This is a genomic window from Phenylobacterium sp., from assembly GCF_030681155.1.
Lineage (GTDB): Bacteria > Pseudomonadota > Alphaproteobacteria > Caulobacterales > Caulobacteraceae > Phenylobacterium.
In genome coordinates this window covers 1-8,221 of the sequence record NZ_JAUXXE010000026.1, presented here as the reverse complement: position 1 = coordinate 8,221, position 8,221 = coordinate 1, and the positions used below count along the sequence as shown (strand labels likewise).

Below are 8,221 nucleotides of genomic sequence, written 5' to 3'. Positions count from 1 at the left end.
CAGTCCACCCGCCGAGAGCCTGTCGAAGGGCGTGGTTGGACCCGCTCGGCAGGCCGGGAAATCGTATCTAAATGGCCAATGTGACCGTGATCGGCGCCCAATGGGGCGACGAGGGCAAGGGCAAGCTTGTCGACTGGCTTTCGAACCGCGCTGACGTCGTCGTGCGCTTCCAGGGTGGCCACAACGCCGGCCATACACTGGTGGTCGGCAACCAAGTCTACAAGCTTTCGCTGCTGCCCTCGGGCGTAGTGCAGGGCAAGCTGTCGGTGATCGGCAACGGCGTCGTCGTCGATCCCTGGCACCTGCTGGAAGAGATCGCCAAGCTGGGCGGCCAGGGTGTGAACATCACCCCGGAGCTGCTGGTGCTGGCCGACAACGCCTGCCTGATCCTGCCGCTGCACCGCGACCTGGACCAGGCCCGCGAGGCGGCCGCCGTCAACAAGATCGGCACCACGGGGCGCGGCATCGGTCCGGCCTATGAGGACAAGGTGGGCCGCCGCGCCATCCGCGTCGACGACCTGCGTGACCGCGACGCCCTGGAAGCCAAGATCGACCGTCTGCTGGCCCACCACACGCCGCTGCGCCGGGGTCTGGGCCTGCCGGAATATGACGGCGCCCAGTTGCTGGCCGCCCTGGAAGAGATCGCCCCCAAGATCCTGCCCTTCGCCCAGCCGGCCTGGAAGCTGCTGGACGGCGTCGTGAAGTCGGGCAAGCGGGTGCTGTTCGAAGGCGCCCAGGGCGCTCTGCTGGACGTGGACCACGGCACCTATCCCTATGTGACCTCGTCCAACACCGTTGCGGGCCAGGCGGCCGCCGGCTCTGGCCTGGGTCCCAAGGGGCCGGGCTATGTGCTGGGCATCGTCAAGGCCTACACCACCCGCGTCGGCGAAGGCCCGTTCCCGACCGAGCTGTTCGACGAGGTCGGCCAGCACCTGGGCACGGTCGGCAAGGAATTCGGCGTGGTCACCGGCCGCGCGCGCCGCTGTGGCTGGTTCGACGCGGTTCTGGTGCGCCAGTCCGTCGCCCTGAACGGTATCGACGGGATCGCGCTGACCAAGCTCGATATCCTCGACGGCTTGCCCACCCTGAAGATCTGCGTCGGCTACAAGCTGCGCGGCGAGACTCTCGACTATCTGCCGGCCGGTCTGAAGGATCAGTCGGCGATCGAGCCGATCTACGAGGAGATGGAAGGCTGGAGCGAAAGCACCGCCGGAGCCACCTCCTGGAAGGATCTGCCAGCCAATGCGGTGAAGTATGTCCGCCGGGTCGAGGAGCTGATTGGCGCGCCGGCGGCGATGGTTTCGACCAGCCCGCAGCGTGACGACACCATCATGGTGCGTGACCCCTTCCAGGACTAAGCCGTCAAGGCGTTCTTAAGAGCGCACGGTGCAGTGTGGGCTCCGAATCGTTCGGAGCCCCGCTCTCGTGTTCACCGAAGACTTGAAACAAATTCAGCGCATGGCGCCGCTGATGCAGAAGGTGCTGATCGTCGATCCGGCCCCCGCGAGCGCGCGGATGCTGGGCGACCTGATGCGCAGCATCACGCCCCTGCAGATGTGGACCGCCTCTTCCACCCGTAAGGGACTGGAGGCCGCCCGTCAGATCAATCCGCAACTGATCTTCGTCGAGCTCGCCGGCGCCGAGGTGGATGGGATCGAGTTCACCAAGCTGTTGCGCAAGTCCGAGGCGGTCTGCCGCCAAGTGCCGGTGATCATGGTCACGGCGACGGCGACGGCGGCGGCGATCGTCGGGGCCCGCGACGCCGGCGTGCATGAGTTTCTCCGCAAGCCTTACACGACCAAGGACCTGCTGCGGCGGCTGGAGGCGGTGACGCTTCGCCCGCGCGACTGGGTCGAGGCGGTCGAATACATCGGTCCCGATCGCCGACGCTTCAATTCCGGCGACTATCAGGGCGCCCTGAAGCGGCGCTCCGACATCGCCGCGACGCCCGAAGCCGAGCGGATCATCCAGGCGCTGAAGATCGTGCGCTCGGCGGTCCCGGCCGTCGCTACCGACCCGACCCAGGCGATGCGGGCCATGCTCGCGCAGATGGTCGAGTTGCAGCGCGCCGCGGCGGTGACGCAGAACATGGCGCTCGCCAAGGCCACGGTGGAGTTCCAGCTCTTTCTGGCCAAGGCCGCCCAGAGCGGCGTCTTGGTCTCCACCGAGGTCGCCAAGCAGGCCGCCCCGCTGCTGGCCTTCCTGCCGAAAGACGAGCCCTCCAAAGGAAAAGCGGCCTAGCCAGGGGCTAGACCGCTTCGATCGTCCTACAGGCTCGGTGAGCCCAACTAGGCGTTGACGAGGTTCTTTTCGATCGCCGCGGCCTGCATCGACTTCTGCAGCTTCTCGAAGGCCCGGACCTCGATCTGGCGAACGCGCTCGCGGCTGACGCCGTATTCGGCGGCCAGTTCCTCAAGCGTGGTCGGGCTGTCCTTCAGCCGGCGTTCGGTCAGGATATGCCGTTCGCGATCGGTGAGTTCCGTCATCGCCGATTCCAGCAGGCCCATGCGCTGGGTCCGCTCTTGGTTTTCGGCGACATAGGTCTCCTGGCTGACCGAGGTTTCATCCTCCAGCCAGTCTTGCCACTCGCTTTCGCCGTCCACGCGCAGGGGCGCGTTCAACGAGGCGTCGGGTCCCGACAGCCGACGGTTCATCGAGATCACCTCGGAGTCCAGCACGCCCAGCTTGGTGGCGATCTGGGTGACCTGATCGGGATGCAGGTCGCCTTCCTGGAAGGCGCTGATCTGGCTCTTGGCCTTGCGCAGGTTGAAGAACAGCTTCTTCTGCGCCGCCGTCGTACCCATCTTCACCAGGCTCCAAGACCGCAGGATGTACTCCTGGATCGAGGCGCGGATCCACCACATGGCGTAGGTCGCCAGGCGGAAGCCCTTGTCGGGCTCGAACTTCTTCACAGCCTGCATCAGGCCGACATTGCCCTCGGAGATCACTTCCCCGATCGGCAGGCCGTAGCCTCGATAGCCCATGGCGATCTTGGCCACGAGACGCAGGTGGCTGGTGACGAGTTGATGGGCCGCATCGGAGTCTTCGTGCTCACGCCAAGCCTTGGCGAGCATGAACTCCTGGTCCTTGGCCAGCATCGGAAACTTACGGATCTCAGTCAGGTACCGGCTGAGGCCGCCATCAGGCGACATAACGGACAGCGAAGTGGTCGCGGCCATGAACGTATCCCCTCTTAGAATGGCGGACTTTCAAGTCGCTCAGCGCGCCGTGCGCGCGAGACCGTCCGCCCCCTCCAATCCCTCAGATAGGTATTGGTTGCGGTGGGCGTAAGGCCACGGTTGGGAGAAACCGACGGCCCGAAAATCCGACTGCTCAACTCAGGTATTTGTACAGGCCGAACGCGGCGCCTTCAAGGCGAATGGGGCACAAGCTTTCTTACAAAGCTGACAGGTTAGCTTCTAGTTGCGCCATATCGGCGGGCAGGGGGCTTTCGAACCTCAGGCGCTCGCCGGTGACGGGATGAACGAAGCCCAACACCGCAGCGTGCAAGGCTTGGCGCTTAAGCCCAGCCTCCGCGACAGCCTCCCGTACGGGCCCTGCGGGAGGCCCCGAACCATAGACAGGATCGCCGAGGCACGGCGTTCCCTTGGAAGCCATGTGGACGCGGATCTGATGTGTGCGTCCGGTCTCCAGTTGGCAAGAGATGCGCGCGGCGGTGGGTTTGCCGGGCGGGCCGAAGGTGCGTTCGGTCCGGTAGTGGGTGATCGCCTCGCGCCCGCCAGTCTTTAGTACGGCGATCTTCTTGCGGTCGTGGGTCGAACGTCCCAGCCGGCTCTGGATCGTGCCGCTCACGGGGGTCGGCGCGCCACGAACCAGGGCCACATACACTCGGTCGATGTCGTGGGTGGCGAACAGCTTCGAAAGGCCCTGGTGCGCGGCGTCCGACTTGGCCGCGACCAGCACGCCGGAGGTTTCCTTGTCGATCCGGTGGACGATCCCGGGGCGCGCGACCCCGCCGATGCCGGACAGGCTGGCGCCGCAATGATGCAGCAGGGCGTTCACCAGCGTGCCGGTCTCGTTGCCCGGAGCAGGGTGGACGGCCATGCCCGGCGGCTTTTCCACCACGATCAGGTCGGCGTCCTCGTAGAGGATCGACAGCGGGATCGCTTCAGGCTGCGGATCGGCCGGCGCGGGCGGCGGGATCAGAATCTGGTAGTCGCCAGCCAGGGCCTTTGCGGACGCGTCGGTCAGCACCGCGCCGCGCAGGCTGATCAGCCCCTGGGCCATCAGCGCCTGGATGCGCGCGCGTGACAGGTCGTCGACGTGCTCGGCCAGGGTTTTGTCCAGGCGGGCGCCAGCGGCCTCTGGCGAAATCGCCACGATCCTGGCCACCATGTCCCCGCTGTCGAGGCCTTCGGGCGCGAGGTCGTCATCCTCGATCGGAGGTTGGTTCACCCTTTGAGGTGCCCGCCGGAGCTCAGCCCTTTGGAGAGGCTATTGGCCCAGCTCGACAGCAGGAAAAGTTCGCCGGTCCCGGCCGCGACGGCGCCAGGGCCGATGTCTCTGATCAGATGCTGGCGCATGGCGGGTGGCGCGGTTTCCTCGGTGGCGACGGTGTCGAGCCTTAGCAGTTCGGCGCAGCGTTCGTCGTCGATTTCCTCATCGCCCGTCAGATCGCCCAGCCGTTCGAGCACCACCGGATACGCCGAGGGCGTGCGCGCGGCGTTGAGCGCGGCGGCCAGGATCAAGCCGTCGAGCTGCATTGCCTTGTGCAGCGCCACCCCATTGAAGATCAGGAAGATCGGCGTCTGGCCCACGGTGTCGAACAGGATGGCGAAGAGTTGCCCCTCCACGGGCAGCAGCCACCCCTCGAATAGCAGACCAGAGCCGCCCATCTTGAACTTGAGCAGCCCATCGGGGCCCCGCCGGATCATGCCGTAGTCGTGGAAGATCTCGCCCGGCATGGCGATGGAGGGTCTGATGCTGCGCCAGAAGCCTTCGTAGGTGGCGGCGCGCCGCGCCGTCATCATACGGACCAGGTCCATGCCTGGCAGCGGCAGGCCCTCGTAAATGCTGGCGGAGGGCAGGGCGAGCGACGCTGCGGCGGCGGTAGGCTCCACGCCGAAGACGGTGGCCAGTCCCTCAAGATCGCGATCCCAGTCCAGCATGGTGAAACCGGAGCGGCGACTGGCGACCAGCCGGGTCAGGTTTTCAAGATTGTGAGCTGAGGGTGTCACCGCGCCAGACGCCCAGCGGCCCACGAGGGACTTGTCGACGCCAAGGTCGGCGGCTAGTCGGCCCCGGCTCATCGAAAGCGCCTTCAGTACAAGGTCAAGCTTTGTGGAGAAGGGCGTTGCACTCGACATAACGTCGGTATGATTCCAATCGCCGACGCGAAATGCAACCAAGAATGCAACCGTTGCGCATCTCCATGCACCGGTTGCAGCGATCTTTGCCCGTCGCTGCAACTTCCCGCCGAACGGCGTTCTTTCTAAAGCGCAATCGACGCCGACGATCCGCTCTCGGCGACACGAGAAATCAAGGCTGCTGAGCCGACCTCCAATCCGGAGCCCTCCAGGCAACACGCGGCCTTGCGGCGATCCCAGTCCCCCCGACGCGGGATCGCCAAGACCGGAGGCGGTGGCCATACGAATCTCCATCCTGGCTCTCCAGGGTGGTTTGGCCATCGCCCTCCGCGTCGCGACGACGCTCATCCGGGCGAGGGCCGGGACTTCAGGGGTCTGGGGGCTCTAGGTCGCCGCTGAAGCTCGGAATCCCACGGCGGCTATGTCCCGGCCTTCACCCGGATGAGCGGGCGGCGAGAGGCCGCGCTGGCCTTCCCTGGACATGTGGCCGTCATCCTTCTCCAGTATGGGTGGGAGCTTAGCCGGAACGCTTGGGGGACAACGAGATGCGGATCGATCGTCGACGGGCCTTGGCCCTGCTGGGTTTTGGCGCCGCGACGCCGGCGATCGCCCAGCCCTTTCCCCGCTACTCCGGCGCGGTGACCTTCCAGCATGGCGTGGCCTCGGGCGATCCCCTGGCCGACCGCGTGATGCTTTGGACCCGCATCACGCCCGCTGATCCTGCGGCGGCCGACATCGCCTATCGCTGGCGGTTGAACCCCATCGACCGCCGCGCGGGCGGCGCCAAGTCGGGCGAGGGCGTGACAAATGCCGCGCGCGATTGGACGGTGAAGGTCGATGTCGTCGGACTGGACGCCTGCCGCGCCTATACCTTCGAGTTCGAGGCCAATGGCGTGACCTCGCCCAAGGGACGTACGCGCACCTTGCCGTCCGGTCCAACCAAGGATGTCGTGCTCGCCGTCGCCTCGTGCTCGCTCTATCCGAACGGTTACTTCAACGCCTACGAGGCCATCGCCAAGCTGCCTCGGGTCGATGCTGTGCTGCATCTGGGCGACTACATTTATGAGTACGGCGGGCCGAATTCCTACGGCATGGACTCGGCGGTCGCCGCTGCGCGGCCCCACGACCCGAACCACGAGATCCTCTCGCTGGCCGACTATCGCCGCCGGCACGCGCAATACAAATCCGATCCGCAACTTCAGGCCGCCCATGCCCGTGCCCCATGGATCGTCGTCTGGGACGATCATGAGACGGCCAATGACAGCTACGAGCATGGCGCCCAGAACCACCAGCCCGAAACCGAGGGCGATTGGAGCGAGCGCAAGGCGCGCGCCATCAAGGCCTACTATGAGTGGATGCCGATCCGCGAGCCGGCCGGCGGCGGTTTTGCGATCAACCGGGCTTTCCAGTTCGGCGACTTGATGAGCCTGTTCATGGTCGAGACACGGCTGACCGCGCGCCACCAGCAATTGAACTATGACCGCGACCTGCCCCCGCCGGGCGGGCCGGCCGAGGTCGCGGCCTTCAAGGCCAAGCTCGGCGATCCCGCTCGCCGGATGATGGGCGAGACCCAGGAGGCCTGGCTGGCCGCCGGGCTCAAGGACTCGGTCAAGTCGGGCCGAACCTGGCAGGTGCTGGGCAACGAGGTGGTGATGGGCCGCCTGATGGCGCCCAGTCTGAAGAAGGAACTGGGCGAGGCGCGCCTTGCCGAGATCATGGCCACGGAGTCGCCGGCGTCGCAGAAGCGGCTGGAGCGGTTGGAACGCCTATCGCAGCTCAACCTGCCCTATGGCCTGGACATGTGGGACGGTTATCCGGCCGATCGCGAGCGGGTCTATGACGCGGTGAAGACTGCGGGCGCGCGGGCCATCGTGTTGTCCGGCGACAGCCACGCCTTCTGGGCCAACGAGCTCCATGACGCCAAGGGCGCGCGGGTCGCGGCCGAATTCGGCACGACGGGGATCACCAGTCCAGGCGCTGGCGACACGATCAAGGCCTTCTCGGTCGGCGAGGTGTTCGCCTCGGCCAATTCGGAGGTGGTCTTCAGCGATCAGGGGGCCAAGGGCTTTGTGCTGTTGTCGCTCAGCCGCGAGGAAGCCAAGGCCGAGTTGATGGCGGTCTCGACCATTGTCGCCAAGCCGTTCGAGACGCGTGTTCTGAAGACGTTCGTCGTCAAGCCGGAGGGGGCGGGGGTGTCGGCCTTGTCCGAGGTCTAGGGCCGCTCGACCAACTTGCCGTCCTCGACCACACGATAGAAGCACGAGCGGAAGCCGACGTGGCAGGCGCCGCCGTCGCCCTGCGGCAGGACCTTGAGCCAGACGCAGTCCTGGTCGCAGTCGACGCGCATTTCCACGACCTTCTGGATCTGGCCGCTGGTCGCGCCCTTGTGCCAGATCTCATTGCGCGAGCGGCTGAAGTAAACGACCTCGCCTAGGTCCAAGGTCTGGGCGAGCGCTTCGGCGTTCATGTAGCCCAGCATCAGAACCTCGCCGCTCTCGGCATGGGTGGTGATGACCGGCATCAAGCCATTCGCGTCAAATCGCGGGGATAGGACCTCGCCGCGCTCTAGCGCGTCCTTGGTCGGGGCGGTGGGAAAGCTCGCTTGCGTCATAATGCGCATATGGCGCGCCGATGGGGGCTCGCGCTAGCCTCCGCGCCATGAGTTTGAAGGACAAGATCAAGAACCAGGTGGCGCGGTTCGACGCCTTCGCGCGGCCCTGGGCCGAGCGCGGGCGCTGGCACGGCTACGCCTACGAGTTCCTGTTGTTCGGGTTGAAGCAGGCTTGGGCCTGCCTGTTCGGCGGGGCGATGCTGGCGCTGCTGCTGGGGACGCATCTGTGGTGGCCGGACAACGCGCCGGTCAGCCGGTACGACTTTCTTGTGGTCGGGGCACT

Annotated in this window: 8 protein-coding genes; 4 read left to right on the top strand and 4 right to left on the bottom strand. The window is 66.1% G+C overall.

Annotation, left to right across the window (positions count from 1 at the left end; all coding sequences use genetic code 11):
• Positions 1 to 71 precede the first annotated feature (71 nt).
• Together Q8M13_RS05875 and Q8M13_RS05870 are read left to right on the top strand one after the other, a co-directional pair.
• On the top strand, positions 72 to 1,358 hold the full coding sequence (locus tag Q8M13_RS05875; protein WP_305298850.1) for an adenylosuccinate synthase: 1,287 nt from the start codon (positions 72 to 74) through the stop codon (positions 1,356 to 1,358).
• A 67-nt stretch (positions 1,359 to 1,425) separates the two neighbouring features.
• Positions 1,426 to 2,241, top strand: coding sequence for a response regulator (locus tag Q8M13_RS05870; protein WP_305298849.1), 816 nt, complete (start codon positions 1,426 to 1,428; stop codon positions 2,239 to 2,241).
• 47 nt (positions 2,242 to 2,288) lie between these two features.
• Here Q8M13_RS05870 and rpoH read toward each other — a convergent pair whose 3' ends face one another.
• The 3 genes from rpoH to Q8M13_RS05855 all read right to left on the bottom strand — a co-directional run bounded on the left by rpoH (position 2,289) and on the right by Q8M13_RS05855 (position 5,270).
• Positions 2,289 to 3,179: an RNA polymerase sigma factor RpoH gene (gene rpoH, locus Q8M13_RS05865; RefSeq protein WP_305298848.1), complete on the bottom strand. Its 891-nt coding sequence runs from the start codon at positions 3,177 to 3,179 to the stop codon at positions 2,289 to 2,291.
• A gap of 217 nt (positions 3,180 to 3,396) precedes the next feature.
• Positions 3,397 to 4,356 (bottom strand): RluA family pseudouridine synthase, encoded by a 960-nt coding sequence (locus Q8M13_RS05860; protein ID WP_305298852.1) that lies wholly within the window; start codon positions 4,354 to 4,356, stop codon positions 3,397 to 3,399.
• Between the two features lie 56 nt (positions 4,357 to 4,412).
• Positions 4,413 to 5,270 (bottom strand): hypothetical protein, encoded by an 858-nt coding sequence (locus Q8M13_RS05855; protein WP_305298847.1) that lies wholly within the window; start codon positions 5,268 to 5,270, stop codon positions 4,413 to 4,415.
• A 602-nt stretch (positions 5,271 to 5,872) separates the two neighbouring features.
• On the opposite strand from Q8M13_RS05855, the gene Q8M13_RS05850 reads away from it, so the two are divergent.
• Positions 5,873 to 7,543 carry an alkaline phosphatase gene (locus tag Q8M13_RS05850; protein ID WP_305298846.1) on the top strand — a complete coding sequence of 557 codons (1,671 nt, stop codon included), beginning with the start codon at positions 5,873 to 5,875 and terminating at the stop codon, positions 7,541 to 7,543.
• On the opposite strand, the gene hisI is transcribed toward Q8M13_RS05850, so the two are convergent.
• Entirely contained in the window at positions 7,540 to 7,938 is a 399-nt protein-coding gene (gene hisI, locus Q8M13_RS05845) for a phosphoribosyl-AMP cyclohydrolase (protein WP_305298851.1), read from the bottom strand. The genes Q8M13_RS05850 and hisI overlap by 4 nt on opposite strands.
• Positions 7,939 to 7,985: 47 nt before the next feature.
• Here hisI and Q8M13_RS05840 point away from each other — a divergent pair.
• The coding region (locus Q8M13_RS05840) for a DUF817 family protein (protein WP_305298845.1) at positions 7,986 to 8,221 on the top strand (236 nt) is incomplete at its 3' end.